Origin of the sequence: Bradyrhizobium sp. LB8.2, assembly GCF_040548035.1 — a bacterium.
GTDB lineage: Bacteria > Pseudomonadota > Alphaproteobacteria > Rhizobiales > Xanthobacteraceae > Bradyrhizobium.
The window spans coordinates 83,857-101,855 of record NZ_JBEPQV010000015.1 but is presented as its reverse complement, the minus strand read 5'-3'; the positions used below and the strand labels follow the sequence as shown (position 1 = coordinate 101,855).

General features: G+C 64.6%; 18 protein-coding genes and 1 pseudogene. 6 read left to right on the top strand and 13 right to left on the bottom strand.

Annotation, left to right across the window (positions count from 1 at the left end):
* Nucleotides 1-120: 120 nt before the first annotated feature.
* The 9 genes from ABIB06_RS19530 to ABIB06_RS19490 all read right to left on the bottom strand — a co-directional run bounded on the left by ABIB06_RS19530 (nucleotide 121) and on the right by ABIB06_RS19490 (nucleotide 9,799).
* On the bottom strand, nucleotides 121-861 hold the full coding sequence (locus tag ABIB06_RS19530) for an ABC transporter ATP-binding protein (RefSeq protein WP_354050079.1): 741 nt from the start codon (nucleotides 859-861) through the stop codon (nucleotides 121-123).
* A complete protein-coding gene (locus ABIB06_RS19525) occupies nucleotides 858-1,700 on the bottom strand; it encodes an ABC transporter ATP-binding protein (RefSeq protein ID WP_354050077.1) in 843 nt (280 codons plus the stop codon). Before ABIB06_RS19525 ends, ABIB06_RS19530 begins: the two co-directional genes overlap by 4 nt.
* Entirely contained in the window at nucleotides 1,700-3,523 is a 1,824-nt protein-coding gene (locus ABIB06_RS19520; RefSeq protein ID WP_354050076.1) for an ABC transporter permease, read from the bottom strand. The genes ABIB06_RS19525 and ABIB06_RS19520 overlap by 1 nt, the downstream gene beginning before the upstream one ends.
* Before the next feature lie 13 nt (nucleotides 3,524-3,536).
* Entirely contained in the window at nucleotides 3,537-4,694 is a 1,158-nt protein-coding gene (locus ABIB06_RS19515; RefSeq protein WP_354050074.1) for an ABC transporter substrate-binding protein, read from the bottom strand.
* A gap of 59 nt (nucleotides 4,695-4,753) precedes the next feature.
* Nucleotides 4,754-5,338, bottom strand: a complete 585-nt coding sequence (locus ABIB06_RS19510) for an alkylhydroperoxidase domain protein (protein ID WP_354050072.1) — start codon at nucleotides 5,336-5,338, stop codon at nucleotides 4,754-4,756.
* 12 nt (nucleotides 5,339-5,350) lie between these two features.
* Nucleotides 5,351-5,977 (bottom strand): CMD domain protein, encoded by a 627-nt coding sequence (locus tag ABIB06_RS19505; RefSeq protein ID WP_354050176.1) that lies wholly within the window; start codon nucleotides 5,975-5,977, stop codon nucleotides 5,351-5,353.
* 37 nt (nucleotides 5,978-6,014) lie between these two features.
* On the bottom strand, nucleotides 6,015-7,049 hold the full coding sequence (locus tag ABIB06_RS19500; protein WP_354050071.1) for a putative FMN-dependent luciferase-like monooxygenase: 1,035 nt from the start codon (nucleotides 7,047-7,049) through the stop codon (nucleotides 6,015-6,017).
* Nucleotides 7,050-7,184: 135 nt separating this feature from the next.
* The gene (locus tag ABIB06_RS19495) at nucleotides 7,185-7,979 is read right to left on the bottom strand and encodes a MetQ/NlpA family ABC transporter substrate-binding protein (protein WP_354050069.1); all 795 of its coding nucleotides are present in this window, start codon (nucleotides 7,977-7,979) and stop codon (nucleotides 7,185-7,187) included.
* 338 nt (nucleotides 7,980-8,317) lie between these two features.
* Nucleotides 8,318-9,799 carry an MATE family efflux transporter gene (locus tag ABIB06_RS19490; protein ID WP_354050068.1) on the bottom strand — a complete coding sequence of 494 codons (1,482 nt, stop codon included), beginning with the start codon at nucleotides 9,797-9,799 and terminating at the stop codon, nucleotides 8,318-8,320.
* A gap of 140 nt (nucleotides 9,800-9,939) precedes the next feature.
* On the opposite strand from ABIB06_RS19490, the gene ABIB06_RS19485 reads away from it, so the two are divergent.
* The gene (locus ABIB06_RS19485; protein WP_247348420.1) at nucleotides 9,940-10,518 is read left to right on the top strand and encodes a TetR family transcriptional regulator; all 579 of its coding nucleotides are present in this window, start codon (nucleotides 9,940-9,942) and stop codon (nucleotides 10,516-10,518) included.
* A gap of 197 nt (nucleotides 10,519-10,715) precedes the next feature.
* On the opposite strand, the gene ABIB06_RS19480 is transcribed toward ABIB06_RS19485, so the two are convergent.
* Nucleotides 10,716-11,507, bottom strand: coding sequence for a hypothetical protein (locus ABIB06_RS19480; RefSeq protein ID WP_354050065.1), 792 nt, complete (start codon nucleotides 11,505-11,507; stop codon nucleotides 10,716-10,718).
* Between the two features lie 43 nt (nucleotides 11,508-11,550).
* Between ABIB06_RS19480 and ABIB06_RS19475 the strand changes: the two genes are divergently transcribed.
* A complete protein-coding gene (locus ABIB06_RS19475; protein WP_354050063.1) occupies nucleotides 11,551-13,338 on the top strand; it encodes a peptide ABC transporter substrate-binding protein in 1,788 nt (595 codons plus the stop codon).
* Between the two features lie 130 nt (nucleotides 13,339-13,468).
* Here ABIB06_RS19475 and ABIB06_RS19470 read toward each other — a convergent pair whose 3' ends face one another.
* Nucleotides 13,469-13,651 carry a hypothetical protein gene (locus tag ABIB06_RS19470; RefSeq protein WP_247348498.1) on the bottom strand — a complete coding sequence of 61 codons (183 nt, stop codon included), beginning with the start codon at nucleotides 13,649-13,651 and terminating at the stop codon, nucleotides 13,469-13,471.
* A gap of 132 nt (nucleotides 13,652-13,783) precedes the next feature.
* Nucleotides 13,784-13,978 (bottom strand): hypothetical protein, encoded by a 195-nt coding sequence (locus ABIB06_RS19465; protein WP_106942129.1) that lies wholly within the window; start codon nucleotides 13,976-13,978, stop codon nucleotides 13,784-13,786.
* A gap of 54 nt (nucleotides 13,979-14,032) precedes the next feature.
* On the opposite strand from ABIB06_RS19465, the pseudogene ABIB06_RS19460 reads away from it, so the two are divergent.
* Nucleotides 14,033-14,179 (top strand): annotated as a pseudogene (locus ABIB06_RS19460) (DUF892 family protein); the annotation flags it as partial.
* A gap of 8 nt (nucleotides 14,180-14,187) precedes the next feature.
* Here ABIB06_RS19460 and ABIB06_RS19455 read toward each other — a convergent pair.
* Nucleotides 14,188-15,045, bottom strand: coding sequence for an SDR family oxidoreductase (locus tag ABIB06_RS19455; RefSeq protein WP_354050061.1), 858 nt, complete (start codon nucleotides 15,043-15,045; stop codon nucleotides 14,188-14,190).
* A gap of 87 nt (nucleotides 15,046-15,132) precedes the next feature.
* Between ABIB06_RS19455 and ABIB06_RS19450 the strand changes: the two genes are divergently transcribed.
* The 3 genes from ABIB06_RS19450 (at nucleotide 15,133) to glgX (ending at nucleotide 17,896) form a co-directional block, all read left to right on the top strand.
* Nucleotides 15,133-15,282, top strand: coding sequence for a hypothetical protein (locus ABIB06_RS19450; protein WP_354050059.1), 150 nt, complete (start codon nucleotides 15,133-15,135; stop codon nucleotides 15,280-15,282).
* A 74-nt stretch (nucleotides 15,283-15,356) separates the two neighbouring features.
* Nucleotides 15,357-15,638 (top strand): DUF3606 domain-containing protein, encoded by a 282-nt coding sequence (locus ABIB06_RS19445; protein WP_354050057.1) that lies wholly within the window; start codon nucleotides 15,357-15,359, stop codon nucleotides 15,636-15,638.
* 20 nt (nucleotides 15,639-15,658) lie between these two features.
* Nucleotides 15,659-17,896 (top strand): glycogen debranching protein GlgX, encoded by a 2,238-nt coding sequence (gene glgX, locus ABIB06_RS19440; protein ID WP_354050055.1) that lies wholly within the window; start codon nucleotides 15,659-15,661, stop codon nucleotides 17,894-17,896.
* Nucleotides 17,897-17,999 lie beyond the last annotated feature (103 nt).

Here is a 17,999-nt window from a genome sequence, read left to right as displayed (position 1 = left end):
CGAGACGCCCGCTGCGCGGGCTCCTCAGGATGAGGTCTTGTTTCGCTGCGAGATGCCAAATCCTCATGGTGAGGAGCCCGCCAACGGCGGGCGTATCGAACCATGCAGACCGAGATGGCGCTAGGCAGCCTCGGAGCCGCCGAGATAGGCGTCGCGGATGCGGGGGTCGTCCTTCAGCGCACGGGCCGAGCCGGACAGCACGATCTTGCCGGTCTGGAGCACATAGGCCTCGTGCGCGATCTCGAGCGCGAGGCTGGCATTCTGCTCGACCATGAAGACCGAGACGCCTTCCTGGTTGATGGTGCGGATCAGCTCCAGCACGCGGTCGACGTAAAGCGGCGACAGGCCCATGGTGGGCTCGTCCATCACGATCATCCTGGGACGGCTCATCAGCGCGCGCGCCATCGCGACCATCTGCTGCTCGCCGCCGGAGAGCGAGCCGGCGCGCTGCGACAGCCGCTGGCCGAGCTTCGGGAACAGCGTGAGCATCTTGTCGAGATCCTGCGCGATCGCATCGCGATCGTTGCGCACGAAGGCGCCCATCAGGATGTTTTCGCGCACGCTCATGTCCGCGAACAGCCGCCGCGCTTCCGGCACCGAGGCGATGCCGCGGCGGACGATCTGCGGTGTGGTCAGTCCCAGCAGCGAGGCGCCGTCGAAAATCACGTCACCGGAACGCGGCTTTACCAGGCCGAGGATGATCTTCATCGTCGTCGATTTGCCGCTGGCGTTGCCGCCGAGCAGGCAGACGATGTGGCCGCGCGGAACTGATATCGACAGGTCGAAATGCACCTGGGCCTGGCCGTAGAAGCTATTGACGTTGGTCAACGCGAGCAGCGCATCGGGAGGCGAGTTCGTCATGCCGCGCTCTCCTGCTGCGTCGTCAGGCCGTGGCCGAGATAGGCCTCGATCACCTTGGGATCGTTGCGCACCTGCTCGCCCGGCCCTTCCGCGATCTTCTTGCCTTCGTCCATGACGATGACGCAGTCGGAGAGGCGCATCACCATTTCCAGCTTGTGCTCGATCAGGAGGATGGTCAGCCCTTCCGCCTTCAGCTCGGCGACAAGCCCCTGCATCTCGGCGGTCTCGGTCGGGTTCATGCCGGCGGTCGGCTCGTCCAGCAGCAGCAGGCGCGGCTTCAGCGCGAGCGCGCGGGCGATCTCGACGCGGCGGCGGTTGGCGTAGGAGAGGCTGTAGGCCGGCTGGTCGATCCGCGGCAGCAGGCGCTCGCCGAAGCGCGCGAGAATGGCTTTCACCTCCTCGCGCAGCCGCTCTTCCTCGGCCTTGACGCTGGCCGGGCGCAGCAGCGCCAACCCCAGTTCCAGCAGCGGGCCGATCACCGGCACGGCCGGCTTGACCGCACGCAGCCGCGTGTGGGCACCGATCAGGACGTTGTCCATGACGCTGAGATTGCCGAACACGCGGCCGAGCTGGAACGTGCGCGCGATACCTTCGGCGGCCAGCCACTCCGGCGAAAGACCCGTGATGTCCTGACCTTCGAAGTGAACTGTCCCGGCGTCCGGCCGATCGAGCCCGGTCACGAGATTAAACAGCGTCGTCTTGCCGGCACCGTTCGGGCCGATGATGCTGATCAGCTCGCCCTTGGCGAGGTCGAGATCGACGGCATCGACGGCGGTCAGGCCGCCGAAGCGCCGCGTCAGCCCGCGCAGGGACAGCATGGTCGTGTGCTGCTCCGCCATCACATCGTCCCCAACAGGCCCTGCGGCCTGAACCGCACGAGCAGCAGCAGCACGATGCCGTAGATCAGGATGCGATACTCCGCCGCGATCCGGAACAGTTCGGGCAGCCCGACCAGCGCGACCGCACCGACGATGGCGCCGACGACATTGCCGAGCCCGCCAAGGATCACCACGGTCAGCGCCAAAATGGATTGCTGCGTGTTGAAGGTCTCGTGGTTGATGTAGGAATAGAGATGCGCGGCGATGCCGCCGCTGACGCCGGCCGCGAAGCCGCCGAAGATGAAGGCAAGCGACTTGTAGCGGTTCAGGCTGAGGCCATAGGCGCGCGCGGCGATGTCGTCGTCGCGGATGGCGCGAAAACTGCGGCCGAGATGCGAGCCGAGCAGGCGTCCCTGCAGGAGCGCCAGTACGACCATCACGATAAAGCTGAACCAATAGATCGAAACTGGGCTGACCAACTCATAGCCGAACAGCGACAGCGGCGGGATGCCGGAGATGCCGATCGGACCGCGCGTGACGCTTTCCCAGTTCAGGATCACCAGCGACACGATCTCGCCGATCGCCAGCGTGGCGATCGACACGTAATGCCCGCGCAGACGGAACGACGGCGAGATCAGCGCCGTGCCGAGCGCGGCGCTCATCAGGCCGCCGCCGATGATGGCGAGGCCGACCGGGACGGCGAAATTGAGCGACAGCAGCGCGGAGGTGTAGGCGCCGATCGCCAGCAGCGCGGCGTGCCCGAGCGAGACCTGGCCGATCGTGCCCGCCACCAGCGTGAGGCTGAGCGCGAGCATGCCGAGCAACCAGGCGTTGATCAGGGTTTGGAGCACGTAGAAAGACACCGGAAAAAACGGCAGGACCGCGAAGATGCCGGTGGCGACCAGCAGAACCCAGCGTGGAATGCGAACAGGGCGGCTCGGCGCAATGAACGTGCCGGTGAGCGGCTCGGGCGGCGCCTGCCGTGCGCTCGCGAACAGGCCGTTCGGGCGCAGCACGAGCACCACGACGAGCAGCAGGAAGGCGAAGAGATTGCGGTAGCTGGTGCCGAACACGGCGACGCCGTAGCTCTCGACCAGTCCGAGCAACAGGCTGCCGATCACCGCACCGGGCACATTGCCGGCGCCGCCGACGACTTCGGCAACAACGCCCTTGAGCGTCGCCTGCAGGCTCATCGCGGTATCGATCTGGTTATAGTACATGCCAACCAATAGACCGGAGACGCCGCCAAGCGCAGCCGCGATTCCGAATACGGCCTGATTGACCCGGTTGACGTCGACGCCCATCTGCATCGCGGCGTCGCGGTCCTGCGCGGTGGCACGCACCGCCCAGCCAAGCTTGCTATAGCGCAGGAACACGAACAGCAGCAGCGCGCTGGTGATGCCGACACCGGCGATGAGCAGATCAAGCGGGCCGATCGTGCCGCCGCCGATCTGGAAGCGAACATCCGGCAACTGGCTCGGCAGCGCGCGCGGATTGGGCGAGAAAGTCAGCATCACGAGCTGATCGAGCACGAAGCTGATGCCGATCGTCGCCAGTAGCGGCGCGATGCGCACCGAGTTCTGCAGCGGGCGCAGGCCGAACCGTTCGATGATCAACCCGACCAGCGCCGCCGCCGCCGCGACCAGGATGATGGTGAGCGGCAGCGGCGTATGCAGCTGCACCACCGCGACCCAGCCGATATAGGCGCCGACGAGGTAGATCGAGCCTTGCGCAAAGTTGATCAGCCGGCTGACGCCGAAGATCAGCGCGAGCCCGACCGCAACGAGGGCGTAGACGTTACCGACGATCAGCCCGTTGATCGTGTAGTCGAGCCAGGAAGACACGCAGGAGATCCCCTCAGGTCGGCTTGCCGTCCCAGAGCGCGAACTGGCCCTTGCGCACGACGAGCTCGGCATTCATCGCGCCCTTGACGCGGCGGCTCTCGACGTCGAACGTCGCCTTGCCGAAGATCACGCTCGAGACGTCCTTCACTTTCGTAAAGGCATCGCGGATGGCGCGCCGGTCGGCGCCGCCGATCTTGACGACGGCGGCCGCCATGTTCATCGCGTCATAGGCGTAGGCGTTGAACGCGTCGGGTTCGAGCCCGTTGTACCTCTTCTTGAAGCCCGTGATGAATTTCTGCACCTCGGGCCGCGGGTCTTCTGGAAAATAGCGCGTCCCGACATGGACGTCCTCGACCGCCTCGCCGCCGAGCTCCAGGAATTTCGGCGAGTAGACCGAGCTCGCGGCGCAGATCACCTGCTTGAGCCCGACCTGGCGCGCCTGGCGCGCGATCAGCGCACCGTCGGAGTAATAGGAGATCAGGATCAGTCCATCGGGATTGGCGTCACGGACGCGCACCAGCGTGGAGCGGAAGTCGCGCTCCTCCGCGATGTAGCCTTCGGTGATGGCGATTTCGGCGCCGTGCTCCTTCGCGGCCTTGACGAAATAGTCGCGGCTGGTGCGGCCCCAATCGGTGTTGAGGTGCAGCACCGCGAGCTTCTTCAGACCGAGACGTTTCACGGCATAGGCCGCCAGCAGCGGCTGCTCGTCGGCCTGGCTGACCGAGGTGCTCCACATGAAGTCACCGCCCTTGGTGAAATCGGGATGCGAGTTGGTGAAGCCGAACTGCACCAGCCCGCCGCGCTGATAGATCGGCGAGGCTGCCATCGAGGCGGGACTGGAGAAGTCGCCGAGCTCCATGACGATCCTGGGATCGGAGACGAATTTCTGGGCGATCGCCACCGACTGGCGCGGGTCGCTCTGGCTGTCTTCGAAACTGTAGGCGAGCTTGCGGCCGTTGATGTTGCCCGCTGACTGGATCTCGTCGAGCGCGAGATCAAAGCCCTGCTTCCACTGCGTGCCATATTGCGCGTTCGGCCCGGTCAGCGGACCGCTGACGCCGAGCAGGATCGGCTCGGACGATTGCGCGAAGGCGGCGCGCGAGAAGGCTGCTCCCGCCATCATGGCGGCAAGCGAGCCCCTGACCAGGGTACGACGATCGATGTTGCTCATGCACGGCTCCATCCACTTAATGTTGAAACAAGCAGCAATTTCTATGCCGGTGAGATTGGCTATTTCGAGGGCTCGCCGAGCGACAGCATCAGCCGGTTCGCCCAGTTGAAGAACGACGCGCCGTTGATGACGTCGACGATTTCCGCATCGTCGAGGCCGGCACGGCGCAGCTCCTCGACATTGTCAGGACCGAACGCGATCGGCGTCGCAGCCAGCGCCACCGAGGCCTTGACGACCGCATTCCATCGCTCGCCGAGATCGGCGCCGACGCCTTCGTCGAGCAGGCGCTGCAAATCGTCGCGGCGTTTGGAATATGTGCTGGCGAAACGCGCATGCACGGATGCGCAGTAAATGCAGCCGTTGTAGCGGGAAGTCGCAGCCGCCGCGAGCTCGCGCTCGGCGCGCGGCAGGCCGTCGGCGACGTTGTAGAAGATGTCCTTGTCGGTCTTGGTGCGGGCTTCCAGGACCTCGGGATCGCGCACCAGCAGGCGGAAATACTCAGACTTGGAACGGGAGCGATCGACGAGGCCGGCGAAGTGCCGCTCGGTCAGCTCTGCTTCGGGCAGCGGATCGATCCACGACACCCAGCCCAGTTCATCCTGGGTGAAGACGACGGGCGGATTGACATTGTTTGCAGCGCTCATAATGCAGCCTCCTTACGCGCCGGCCGCGGCGTGCGCTGTGTGCCCGAGCGAGGCACCGAGCACGCGCAGTCCGATGACGACGCGCACCTGAAACGACAGGAACGCGACGAGCTGAGAGAACGTGACGATGCCGGTGCTCGACCAGCCGGCGGCGAGCAGCGCCTTCATGTCGGCTGACGCGGCATCGCGCGGGCGGAACACCAGCAGATGCGCATGCTCAAACGCCGCAACGAGCCGGGTGCCGAGATCGGGCTTGCGCTCCGCGCTGACGCGGTAGATCAGGCCGGCCTTGTTCTCGACCGACAGCGGGCCGGCGGGAAAAGCGCCGTACGGGCCGGAGGTCTCGCCCCGCGCGATTTCGACATCGACCGCTTCCACCAGGCGGGCTCCGTCGGCGGTCGCCGCGAGCTTCGTCCGATAGAAGCCGGCCACATCGGGCTCGCGGTGAAGACCGATCACGAAGAGTGCGACCGCCGCGCGCTCCACCAGCGAAAAATCGCCGGCGTCGATCGGCTCGAACAGCGAGAGATAGCTCTTCTGCGCGTTGTCGCGTGCCTGCATGCGACGCACACGAATGGCGTCGAGGGACGAACCCGGTTCGATCCCGGCGAGCGTGTCGATGATATCTTTCGTACCCATCATTTAGCCTCGTACAACGCTACTCTGCTCATTCCGACTAACCTGCCAGCGCGACATCGGGCGCCGTCCGCGTCCAGCCCAGAGCCGGCGCGACTTTGTCCGCGACCAGCTCGATCGAACGCAGGATATGGGGGTGCGGCGCATCGACCGAATGCGCCTGGAACACCAGGTCGGTCACCCGCTCCAGCGTGGCGTCGGTGCGCAGTGAGGCGATAACGTCGTCGGCCGCGCCGACATGTGTGTCGAACGCGGTGATCATCTCCTCCAGCGTCTCGCCCGGCTTGGCGTGGCCGCCCTTGAGGAATTGCGGCAGGGCGCGCCGCAGCCCGATATCGGCAAGGCGCATCGCTTCAGTCCGGTCGTCGGCGACGAACACGCTGCGCGAGGCCATGATGCGGGGCTCGCGTCCCGGCGGCAGCGCTTCGAGATAGGCATCGATGACCGGGTTCTGAATCTCGGCCAGCGTTGCCTTCGGCGCTTCCTTGGGCCTCGGCTGCGTGCGCGACAGCAACAGGCCATCGCCCGCCTTGCCGGCACGCGCGCCGCCCGCCACTGAGAACGTCGCCTGCCAGATCCGGCCGTCCAATTGCGGCCGCTGCGGATAGAGCGTATCGCCGCCGTCGAGCGGCTTGCCGACCAGCGCGGTGCGAACGACCTGAAGATTGCGGGCAAAGATCTCGTTGCGCTGGGCGCTGTCGAGGCCGAACGCGGCAAAGGCCGAGGGGTTGCCGCCGGTGCCGACGCCAAGCTCGAAGCGGCCGTTGCAGAGCAGATCGAGCACCGCGGCGTCCTCCGCCACCCGCACCGCGCTCTCCAGCGGCAAGGTGACGATGCCGGTGCCGAGGCGGATGCGCGAGGTCTGCGCGGCGACGTAACCGAGGAAAGTGAAGGGCGACGGCAGGCCACCCTCGCGCTCGTGGAAATGATGCTGCGCGATCCACGCGGAATCGAGGCCCGCCTTCTCGGCGCGCACGATCTGCTCGGCCGCAAAGCGATAGCGCTCAGCGGGCGGGGCCTCGTCGAGAAGCCGCGTGAAAAAACCCAGGCGTTTCAGGTTTGCAAAGCGTTTCATACGACCCCTGTCGGGCGAGGATGGCCCCCGATGATGTCGGTTGCCGCAGCTCCAGACAAGCGGGCATTGCGCAAGGCTGCCCGCCGGGATCGCCCCGGAGCTGGGCTTTGGCTGGACTCTGGCTGGGCAGACTGCCTACCAGCTCGGCAGCACCGCGCCCTTGAACTTGGTCAGGACGAACTCCTTGACCTCTGCCGAGTGGTAGCTGTCCGCGAGGATCTTGACCCAGGGCTTGTCCTTGTCGGCCGTGCGAATGGCGATCAGGTTGACGTAGGGACCCTTCGGGTCCTCGCGCAGGATCGGATCCTTGACCGGATCGAGGCCAGCCTGGGTTGCATAATTGGTGTTGATCGCGGCGGCGTCGACGTCGTCGAGCGCGCGTGGCGCCTGTGCCGCGTCGACCTCGATGAACTTCAGCTTCTTGGGATTCTCGGTGATATCAAGCACCGTCGGCTTGAAGCCGGTGCCGTCCTTCAGCTTGATGGCGCCCTTGTCGCGCAGCAGCAGCAGCACGCGGCCGCCATTGGTCGGATCGTTCGGGATCGAGACCTTGCCGCCCTCGGGGATGTCGGCGAAGGCCTTGTGCTTCTTGGAATAGACGCCGATCGGGAAATTCACGGTGAGCCCGACGGACTCGATCTTGTAGCCGCGGTCGGCCTTCTGGTTGTCGAGATAAGGCTGGTTCTGAAACGAATTGGCCTGGATCTCGCCGGCATCGAGCGCTGCGTTCGGCACGACGTAGTCGGAGAATTCGATGAGCTGGATGTCGAGACCCTGCTTGGCGGCGATCGGCTTCACGGCCTCGAAGATCTGGGCGTGCGGCCCCGGTGTCACGCCGATCTTGATGGTCTCGGCCGAGGCGGCAGCCGACCAGGCGGCGATCGCGGTTGCGAGGATCAGGGGGACGCGAAACGACATCTTGGTCTCCATAACTCGGCGGCAATGATTGGAACCGTATTCGCTTCTCCGCGGGACGAAATCAATGAAATGAAAATCCATATTGGCCGGCTGACGCGGACGACGCTTCTCCGTTCGACGCCGTGTGGGGAACGAATGCACCTGCGCAAGCGTGAGGCGTATCACGGCAAAGCGAATTTCCGCATTTCTTCAGGCACAGCTTTGAACCGCTGTTCGCCGACCCGGCGCTGTCGTTCTCCGAAAAGTCTCGCGTTGGCTGGCGCGCCCGAACACGCCGCTCAAATTGCTGAGCAATTTGCTGCTGCTCGCGGCGCTGGCGGTTGGCGTTACCGGCCTGCAGTGATGCCGGTTTACTCCAAGCGCCACGTCGCCGGCGACAGCATGATCAGGGCGCAGATCGCGGCATAGGCGGCAAGCGACACCGTGACCATCGTGGCCAGTCCCGCCATTCCCGCCCCAAAGCTCGCCACCGCGATCCAGCCGCCGCCGGCCGCAATCAGGATCCGCATGAGCGCGCCTGCGAGCGGCCCCATGGCGCGGCCCGTGCCTTGCACGGCAAAGGACGTGACGAAGCCGAAGCCGAGCGCTGCATAAGCAGGTGCGACGATGCGCAGGTAAGTCGCGCCTTCGCTCACGACCTCGGGATCGTGGCTGAACAGGTTCAGCCACGAGGTCGGGAAGATCGCCACCAACAGGCCGATCGCGCCGGTCATGATCATGCCGACGATGCCGCTGACCCAGCCGATTTTCCGCGCCCGCGCCGTTTGCCCCGCGCCCATGTTGACGCCGACCATGGTCAGCGTCGCCGTGCTGATGCCGAACAGCAGCGGGATCATGATGTAGTCGAGTCGCGAGGCGATGCCGTAGCCGGCAAGCGCCGAGGTGCCGAACAGGCCGACCGCGCCGGTGACGAGGATGACGGTGAGATTGGTCAGCACCGCGTTGAAGGCGGTGGGGATGCCGACCTTCAGCATGTCGCCGAAGATTTTTGCGCGCAAGGGCACGATGTGCAGTCGCAGACCGGACTTGCCCGACGACATGTAGCGGAGCAGGAACAGCATCGCCGCGCCATAATAGAGGCCGAAGGCGATGCCGGCGCCGCCGATGCCGAGCCGCGGGATCGGCCCGAACCCGAAGATCAGAGCCGGCGAGACCGGAATGGTCACGATCGCGCCGACCAGCGTCACCAGCGCGGGCACCTTGACGTTGCCGGCGCCGCGCAACGCCGCGGCCTGAAGATTGACGATCCACACCGGGATGGCGCCGGCAAAGAGGTAGTTGGAATAGGTGGTGGCAGCTGCGAGCGCATCGCCCGCGCCGCCGAGGGCGCGATACAGATGCGGTCCGCCGACGATGACGCCGAGCGTGAACACGCCGCCGGCAATGATCGCGAGCACCACGGCGTGAAACAACGCGGCCTCGGCGTCGTCGCGTCGGCCGGCACCGACCGCGCGCGCAACCGAGGAGGCAGCGCCGCTACCGAAGCCGCCATTCGACATCATGGTCATCAGCATGAAGATCGGGAACACCAGCGCGGCGCCGGCGAGCGCATCGGTGCCGAGGAAGCCGACATAATAGGCTTCCGCGATGTTGACCGCGGTTTGCGCCACCAGGACCGTCACGGTCGGCAGGGCGAGTTTGAGCAGCGTCGGCAGGATCGGCGCCATCAGCAGCGCGACACGCTTCTGCTCGGCGGCGCCTTCGGTTGCCGCAGCGCTCTCTGTTGCCGCCGCGCTTGGGACGGGCGCGAACGCCCGGCGGAGCGGAGCCGCGGTGCGGGCCACGGCTTGCGTGGCTGACAAGGCCGGCGCGGCGGCATCCTCGACTGACATGGGTTTGATCCTGTACGTCACGGACCGCCGGACGGCCGCCTATTGCATTACACACATAATGTATTATTATAATCGTAATGCAATAGGCCGCGCCTCACGATCTTGTGGCCGGGCGATGGCCAGGTCGCGAGGAGGCGGGATTGGCGCGCTACGACAAGGGACACAGGGACACCACACGGCGGCACATCATCGACGTCGCCTCGTCGCAGTTTCGGGAGAGCGGCATCGCCGCGGTCGGCCTCGCCGGCATCATGGCGGAGGCCGGCCTGACCAACGGCGCCTTCTATACGCATTTCGCCTCCAAGGAGGATCTGGTGCGCGCGGTGCTGTGTGAGGCGCTGGAGCGGCGCGAGCAGAGGCACAAGGACAATCTCGCAAACGGCGTCGCGCTGGAGACCACGATCCGCGACTATCTCTCCCCCAGGCATCGCGACCGCGCGGCGACTGGCTGCCCGACCGCAGCGTTGGTTTCCGAGATCGCGCGGCATCCGAAGGCGACGCGCGACACCTTTACCGGAAAGACGGCCGATCTCATCGCGCTGATGGCCGCGCGGATGCCGGATGGCTCGGCTGCGGAGCGTCGGCGACGCGCGATTTCGGTCTACGCCACCATGGTCGGCGCGCTGCAATTGTCGCGCGCGGTGAGCGACAGGCAATTGTCGGAGGAGATTCTGGAGAATGCAGTGGATGCCGCGCTGGCCCTTGCGAACGGGCGCTGATGCATGTCGGCTCTCGGAGGGAGCATGTGTGGCAATTTCCTGGCGGCTGCAATCAATCTCCGGCTGGAGCAACATGTGCCCGCGGCGACCGGGTTAGCGTTCCGGCGCGGCCTTGGAACTTCCCCAAGTTCACCTGAGCTCGCACCGGATCGCCGCCTGGGTCTCTCAGGCGGCGGTCCAGTTACCGCTATTCGCACTCAGCTCCTCGCGTCCACCTGGCCGTTGCGGCCGGATGACACTGCCTGCGCGGCATAGGCGGACGCTGCGGCCGACGCCGGTGAGTAATGCGACAGGGATTCGGCGAGTTCCTCGGCCGCCTCGGTGAGCTCTTTCATGACGGCGGCACTGTCCGTTGCATGACCACCGGAGGAATGCAGCACCTCGAACGAGATTCCATTCGGAAGATCGACATGGACCTTGTCGAGCCCCGCAGTGTCGGGCGTGTCGTTATTCTGCGCTTGATCGGCATTCTGCGCTTGATCAGCGCCGGATGTCGAGGTTCCTGAAATCTGCTGGCTCGCGAGCCTCTGCACGAAATCCTCGATGGATTTGAGCGCGCTGCTGTCGAAGCCACCGCCGCCGAAGTGGACGATGCCGATCGACATGCCGTTCGGCAAGCTCACCTTGACCTCGTCGTAGGGCGTGCCATCGTGCAGCAGGGACGCGAACATCGAGACTCCATCTTGTGAATCGGCCGATTTCGCCTGCCCGGTGGACGAAGGCGAACCCGCCGCGCTTCCACCACCGATGCTGCTCATACTGCTGACGCTCATACCAAACTCCACTCCATTGCAAACGCACGTTCTGCGTGCAACGAGCATGCCAGATGAGAGCGTTATTGCCATCAAGGGCTTATCGCTAATTCCTGATGGCAGGTTCGTCACGCCGGCAAATCTGTCCCGGCAGAAACTGCCCATCTTCACCCTCGTCATTTCGCCGCAGGACTTTGCTCTCTTGCCGGCATTGCCGCCCCGGCCCTGATGAAACATGATGGGCTTTGGCCGGTGGCACTGTGCAGGTGGAGCTCAACCGATGAACGAGAACGAAGTCCGCAAGTCCATCGCGGAAGTGAAGCAGGGCACGCTGTCGCGACGCTCGTTCATGCAGACGATGGCCGCGATCGGGATCGCAGCGCCGGTCGCCAGCCAGATCCTGGTCTGGAACGACGTGGCGATGGCGGACGCCACGCTGCCCTACAAGCCGACCAAGGCTGGCGGCGGCGGCCCGCTCAAGATCCTGCTCTGGCAGGCTCCGACGCTGCTCAATCCGCATTTCGCGCTGGGCACCAAGGACCAGATCGCCTCGCGCGTGTTCTTCGAGCCGCTCGCCGGCTGGGACAAGGACGGCAACCTGTTCCCCTGCCTCGCCGCCGAGGTCCCGAGCAAGCAGAACGGCAGCCTCGCGGCGGACGGCATGAGCGTGATCTGGAAGCTGAAGCAGGGCGTGAAGTGGCATGATGGTAAGCCGTTCACCGCCGACGACGTCGTCTTTACCTGGCAATATGCCGCGGACCTCGCGACCGCGGCGTACACCACCGGATCCTACAAGGATATCAAGGTCGAGAAGATCGACGACCACACCGTCAAGGTGATATTCAAGAGCCCGACGCCGTTCTGGGCCGACCCCTTCGTCGGCTCGGTCGGTCCGATCCTGCCCAAGCACCATTTCGGCGACTATGCCGGCGCCAAGTCGCGCGAGGCGCCCGGCAACCTGAAGCCGGTCGGCACCGGTCCCTACAAATTCGTCGAGTTCAAGCCCGGCGACCTGATCAGGGCCGAACGCAATCCCGACTATCACGTCAAGAACCAGCCGCATTTCGACAAGCTCGAAATCAAGGGCGGCGGCGATGCGGTCTCCGCGGCGCGCGCCGTGCTCCAGACCGGCGAATACGACTACGCCTGGAACATGCAGGTCGAGGAGGAGGTCCTCAAGCGCATGGAGGCAAGCGGGAAGGGCAAGCTCGACGTCACGCCCTCCGGCAACGTCGAGTTCATCATCCTCAACACGACGGACCCGTGGACCGAAGTTGACGGCGAGCGTTCCAGCACCAAGACGAAGCACCCGACGCTGTCCGATCCCGCCGTTCGCCGGGCGATCAACCTGCTAATCGACCGCGAGTCGATCCAGAAGTTCATTTACGGCCGCGGCGGCGTCGCCACCGCGAGCTTCGTCAACGCACCCAAACAGTTCAAGTCAGCCAAGCTGAAATACGAGTTCGACGTCGACAAGGCCAACAAGGTCCTCGATGAAGCCGGCTGGGCCAAGGGCGCGGACGGCATCCGCGAGAAAGACGGCAAGAAGCTGAAATTCGTCTTCCAGACCTCGACCAATGCGCCGCGCCAGAAGACGCAGGCCATCATCAAGCAGGCTTGCCAGAAGGCCGGCATCGAGATTGAGCTCAAGTCGGTCACCCCTTCGGTGTTCTTCTCGTCGGACGTCGGCAATCCTGACACCTACTCGAAGTTCTATGCCGACATGGAGATGTACAACACCACGCAGCCGCAGCCCGACCCGGAGCGGTTCCTGAACCAGTGCGTCTCCTGGGAGATATCCAACAAGGAAAACAAATGGCTAGGCCGCAACGTCTCGCGCTGGTCCGATCCCGAGGCCGACAAGGCCTACAAGGCGGCCCAGAACGAGCTTGATCCGGTCAAGCGCGCCGCACTGCTGATCAAGGTCGACGAAACTTTTTGCGAGGCCAACGTGTTTCTGCCGCTTCTATCCCGCAACATCGTCAATGCAGGTGTCAACAACCTCATGGTCGACATGTCAGGGTGGGACGTCACGACGTGGAATCTGGCGAGTTGGTACCGCAACTGACGCCGGACAGGCTGAACGCTCAATCTCCGGCTCGGGCCCACCAGCTCAATCCCTGACGGCACTTCTGTTCACATGTGAACAAATCCGGCCAGGCCCTCGCATTAGGGCGAAGGTGGCGATCGGCGTGGCATCAACCACTTGAACCATTTGCGCAGCAATCGACCAACAGGTCCCAGATCCGTTCCGCCTCGCCTGATTTGCGGCTGTCCAGCCCCTTCTCCGCGCCGGACTGCGAATAGGCCGCCACCGGACGGGCCTCGCGAGGCACGATCCATCGCTGCGAGATCGGGTCGTACCATTTTCCGATGATCATCTCAGTCACGTCAATCGATCCACAGATTCGACTCAAGTTGAACGACACGGTCCGCGGGTTTCTTCCAAAGCCGTTCGCAGCGCATCGCCCATTTACCAATCGGCTTCTCGCGCGATCGTTCCCGCCGCCGCGTCAGCCCGGCCGCGCCGGATGAAGCGTACGGGGATGCCGCTCATGCAGTAGTCGCGCGAGCTCTTCCCGCTCCGCTGCCCGTCCCTTCATGGCGGTCTCGAACAGCGCTTCCTGGATGTCGCGAGGCATGTCGCCCCACACGTCCATCGCCGCCCGTCCCAGCAAGCCCGCAAGATGATCCGCTCCATCGCTCATTCGGTTCTCCTGATCTGCCCACGGGAATGGAACAGCCGCGGCCGTGCAGCGTTCCAGTTCGTCGAGCATTACGAGATGTGTCGCTACGGCACGTTGATCGCCTGGGCGGAGGAACTTGGGCGCGACGACATCGTGCGCTTCCTCACGACCAATTTGAACGAAGCGAAGGCTGCCAACACCGTTCTCATGGCGCGCAGATGAGTCTTCAGTCAGATGAACGGTTTCCCACCCGTGACCGCCAGGGTCGCTCCTGATGTGTAGCTCGAGAGCGGATCGGCAAGCATGACATAGGCGGTCGCGAGCTCGGCCGGCTGCCCGGCCCGCTGCATCGGCACCTGCTTGCCGAAATTCTTGACGGTGTCTTCCGGCATGGTCGACGGAATGAGCGGCGTCCAGATCGGACCCGGGGCGACCGCGTTGGCCCGAATGCCCTTCGTCGCCAGCATCTGGGCGAGCCCACCGGTAAAGTTCTGAATGGCACCCTTGGTCGTGGCATAAGCCAGCAGGGTCGGATTCGGCATGTCGGAATTCACCGACGCGGTGTTGATGATCGCCGCTCCCGGGCGCATGTGGGGGATCGCAGCCTTGGTGAGATAGAACATGGCGTGGATGTTGGTCTCGAACGTCCGCTGCCATTCCTCGTCGCTGATGTCAGCGACGTCCTTGAACGTGGCCTGATGGGCCGCGTTGTTGACGAGGATGTCTATTCCGCCGAGCTCCTCGACGGTGCGCCGGACGATCTCGCGGCAATGATCGGGATTGCGGATGTCGCCGGGGATCAGGACGATCTTGCGTCCCTCGCGCTCCACCAGCGCCTTGACCTCGGCGGCATCCTCGTCCTCGTTCAAATAGGCGATGACGATGTCTGCGCCTTCCCGGGCATAGGCGATCGCGACCGCGCGGCCGATGCCGCTGTCGCCGCCGGTGATGATCGCCTTTTTTCCGGCCAGGCGCGCCGCGCCCTTGTAACTTTCCTCGCCGTGATCCGGTCGAGGATTCATCGCGCGCGTCGAACCGGGCATCGATTGCTGCTGCGGAGGAAACGGCGGCTTTGGATATTCGGTCATGGAGCGGCTCCAGGATTTGCTGCGCTAACGGAAAGCCGTCGGAAGCGTTCCTCGCCGTCCCATCACGCCACTTGGCCAAGCCGCACGATGATGTCGCCCCTGGTGCACCAGAAGGGGGTCGATCTCGTGATCGAGAAGGACCGCCTCGATCACATGCGCCGCGCTGCCATGGCGCAGGCCTTCAGTTGGACACAGTCGGCCAGGTCGTACGCAGCCATCTATAAATCTTCGATCTAGGCGGGCAACCGCAAGACAAGCAAGGAACGGAATCGCCTGAGGGACGGTTGCAACTCTACACAGGAGTTTTCGCCATGCGCCGCTCGAAGCCACAGCCGATCCGCAACAAACTCGACCTGGCCGACCGTACTCAAGTGCGGCTCGTCAGAAAGCGTCTTGGGCTGTCGGATTCGGAGCTGACCAGCATCGTCGACCGGATCGGCAACTCGATTGCGGCGATCAGCAAGGAGGCGGCGCAGCAAAGGGCAACCACACTGCCCAAGCCGGACGATGTTCCTCCTGGCGCCGTGATCGCTGCGGCGGCCGGCGGCGAGCAGGCGACAGCCGAAACAACGGCGACTGAACCAGTCTCTTGAAGGGCTATTCGGGGGCAACGATGGATCAACAAGTACATTCGGACGACGCTCTGACGCGGGCGGCCTCGAGCCTGCGCCGCTCCCGGATCACCGAGGGCAAGCCGTTTCCGCTCGGCGCGACCTGGGACGGGCTTGGCGTCAATTTCGCGCTGTTTTCGGCCCATGCCACCAAGGTCGAACTCTGCCTGTTCGACGATAGCGGTGAGACGGAATTGGAGCGGATAGAGCTCCCCGAATATACCGACGAAGTCTGGCACGGCTATTTGCCCGCAGCCCGTCCCGGTACCGTCTACGGCTACCGCGTCCATGGCCCCTACGACCCCGACGCGGGACACCGCTTCAATCCCAACAAGCTCGTGCTCGATCCCTACGCCAAGCAACTGGTCGGCCGGTTGCGCTGGGGACCGGAGCTGTTCGGCTACCAGCTCGACCATGCCGACAAGGATCTCTCCTACGACGAACGCGACAGCGCGCCCTTGATGCAGAAATGCCGCGTCATCGACCCGGCCTTCACCTGGGGCGCCGCGCGCAAGCCGGAAGTGCCGTGGGAGCGGACGATCGTCTACGAGATGCACGTCAAGGGTTTTACCCAGCTGCATCCGCTGGTGCCCGACGCAGACCGGGGCACGTTCTCCGGCCTCGCGCATGCGGAGGTTCCGGCCTATCTGCGATCGCTCGGCATCACCAGTGCGGAGCTGTTGCCGATCCACGCCTTCGTCGACGACAGCTATCTGGTCGAGAAAGGATTGCGCAATTACTGGGGCTACAACTCCCTCGCCTTCTTCGCGCCGGAGCCGCGTTACCTCAAGACGCCGCTGGCGAACGAATTCAAGGCCATGGTCAACCAGTTCCACGCCCATGGGATCGAGGTCATCCTCGACGTCGTCTACAATCACACCGCGGAAGGGAACGAGCTCGGCCCGACCCTGTCTTTCAAGGGCATCGACAACGCCAGCTATTACCGCCTGCTGCCGGACACGCCGCGCTACTACATCAACGACACCGGCACCGGGAACACGGTGAACCTGTCACACCCGCGCGTGCTTCAACTGGTCGCGGATTCCCTGCGCTACTGGGCGACCGAGATGCGGGTCGACGGCTTCCGCTTCGACCTCGCCACCATCCTGGCACGAGAGCCTTACGGTTTCGACGAAGGCGGCGGCTTCCTCGATGCCTGCCGCCAGGACCCCGTGCTCTCCAGCGTCAAGCTGATCGCCGAACCCTGGGACATCGGTCCGGGCGGCTACCAGGTCGGTCAGTTTCCGCCGGGATGGGCGGAGTGGAACGACAAGTTCAGGGACACCGTGCGCGCCTTCTGGAAGGGCGAAGAAGGATCGATCGCGGACTTCGCCAAGCGCGTGTCGGGATCCGGCGATCTCTTCAACAGGCGCGGGCGCCGGCCGTGGGCCAGCGTCAACTTCGTCACGGCCCATGACGGCTTCAATCTCAACGATCTCGTCTCGTACAACGACAAGCACAACGAGGCGAATGGCGAGGACAATCGCGACGGCCACAGCAACAATCATTCCTGGAACTGCGGCGCCGAGGGGCCGACGGACGATCCGGAAATCACGGCGCTACGCGAGCGCCAGAAGCGCAATCTGCTGGCGACCATGCTGTTGTCTCACGGCACACCGATGCTGCTTGCCGGCGACGAATTCGGACATACTCAGAACGGCAACAACAATGCCTATGCCCAGGACAACGAGACCGCCTGGCTCGGCTGGATGGGCATCACCGCGAACGGCCGCAGCCTGCGCGAATTCACGCGCAAGCTGATCGCCACGCGCAAGGCATTTCCCATTCTCTACCGCAGCCGCTTCCTGGTCGGTTCCCACAACGAGGAGCTGGACGTCAAGGACGTGACGTGGCTCGCGCCGTCCGGAGAGGAAATGACGACGGAGCAGTGGCAGGACGGCAACGCCAAATGCTTCGCTCTGCTGCTCGACGGCCGCGCCCAGGAGACCGGGATCAAGCGCCGCGGCTCGGATGCGACCATGATGCTGATCTACAACGCCCATTACGACGTCGTGAATTTCACCTTGCCCGCCGTGGCCGAGGGACGCAACTGGCTCGGGTTGATCGACACCAATCAACCGGAGGGGCAGATGCCCGCGTTCGAGTTCGGGCGCGCTTATGCAATGACCGGGCGATCCCTCGTGGTGTTCGGCCTCGCTACCGAGACCGTCGCGACGCGCCGCCTGCGACAAGGCGTCGGAGCGCTGCTGGACGTCGTGGAGGCGCCGCTGCCCGGATAGTTCGCCATGATGGGGCGAGCCGACGCTTCGAGCTGACGCCAACAGGAACGCACGCAGGTCGGAGGCGTTCGAGTAGACGGGGCATCAGTCGGAGAACACCGAG

Excerpts from the sequence above, each read along its gene's own strand:
- ABIB06_RS19530 (WP_354050079.1), bottom strand. The coding sequence starts at position 861 with ATGACGAACTCGCCTCCCGATGCGCTGCTCGCGTTGACCAACGTCAAT.
- ABIB06_RS19525 (WP_354050077.1), bottom strand. The coding sequence starts at position 1,700 with ATGGCGGAGCAGCACACGACCATGCTGTCCCTGCGCGGGCTGACGCGG.
- ABIB06_RS19515 (WP_354050074.1), bottom strand. The coding sequence starts at position 4,694 with ATGAGCAACATCGATCGTCGTACCCTGGTCAGGGGCTCGCTTGCCGCC.
- ABIB06_RS19510 (WP_354050072.1), bottom strand. The coding sequence starts at position 5,338 with ATGAGCGCTGCAAACAATGTCAATCCGCCCGTCGTCTTCACCCAGGAT.
- ABIB06_RS19505 (WP_354050176.1), bottom strand. The coding sequence starts at position 5,977 with ATGGGTACGAAAGATATCATCGACACGCTCGCCGGGATCGAACCGGGT.
- ABIB06_RS19500 (WP_354050071.1), bottom strand. The coding sequence starts at position 7,049 with ATGAAACGCTTTGCAAACCTGAAACGCCTGGGTTTTTTCACGCGGCTT.
- ABIB06_RS19495 (WP_354050069.1), bottom strand. The coding sequence starts at position 7,979 with ATGGAGACCAAGATGTCGTTTCGCGTCCCCCTGATCCTCGCAACCGCG.
- ABIB06_RS19490 (WP_354050068.1), bottom strand. The coding sequence starts at position 9,799 with ATGTCAGTCGAGGATGCCGCCGCGCCGGCCTTGTCAGCCACGCAAGCC.
- ABIB06_RS19480 (WP_354050065.1), bottom strand. The coding sequence starts at position 11,507 with ATGTTTCATCAGGGCCGGGGCGGCAATGCCGGCAAGAGAGCAAAGTCC.
- ABIB06_RS19475 (WP_354050063.1), top strand. The coding sequence starts at position 11,551 with ATGAACGAGAACGAAGTCCGCAAGTCCATCGCGGAAGTGAAGCAGGGC.
- ABIB06_RS19470 (WP_247348498.1), bottom strand. The coding sequence starts at position 13,651 with ATGATCATCGGAAAATGGTACGACCCGATCTCGCAGCGATGGATCGTG.
- ABIB06_RS19465 (WP_106942129.1), bottom strand. The coding sequence starts at position 13,978 with ATGAGCGATGGAGCGGATCATCTTGCGGGCTTGCTGGGACGGGCGGCG.
- ABIB06_RS19455 (WP_354050061.1), bottom strand. The coding sequence starts at position 15,045 with ATGACCGAATATCCAAAGCCGCCGTTTCCTCCGCAGCAGCAATCGATG.
- ABIB06_RS19450 (WP_354050059.1), top strand. The coding sequence starts at position 15,133 with ATGATGTCGCCCCTGGTGCACCAGAAGGGGGTCGATCTCGTGATCGAG.
- ABIB06_RS19445 (WP_354050057.1), top strand. The coding sequence starts at position 15,357 with ATGCGCCGCTCGAAGCCACAGCCGATCCGCAACAAACTCGACCTGGCC.
- glgX (WP_354050055.1), top strand. The coding sequence starts at position 15,659 with ATGGATCAACAAGTACATTCGGACGACGCTCTGACGCGGGCGGCCTCG.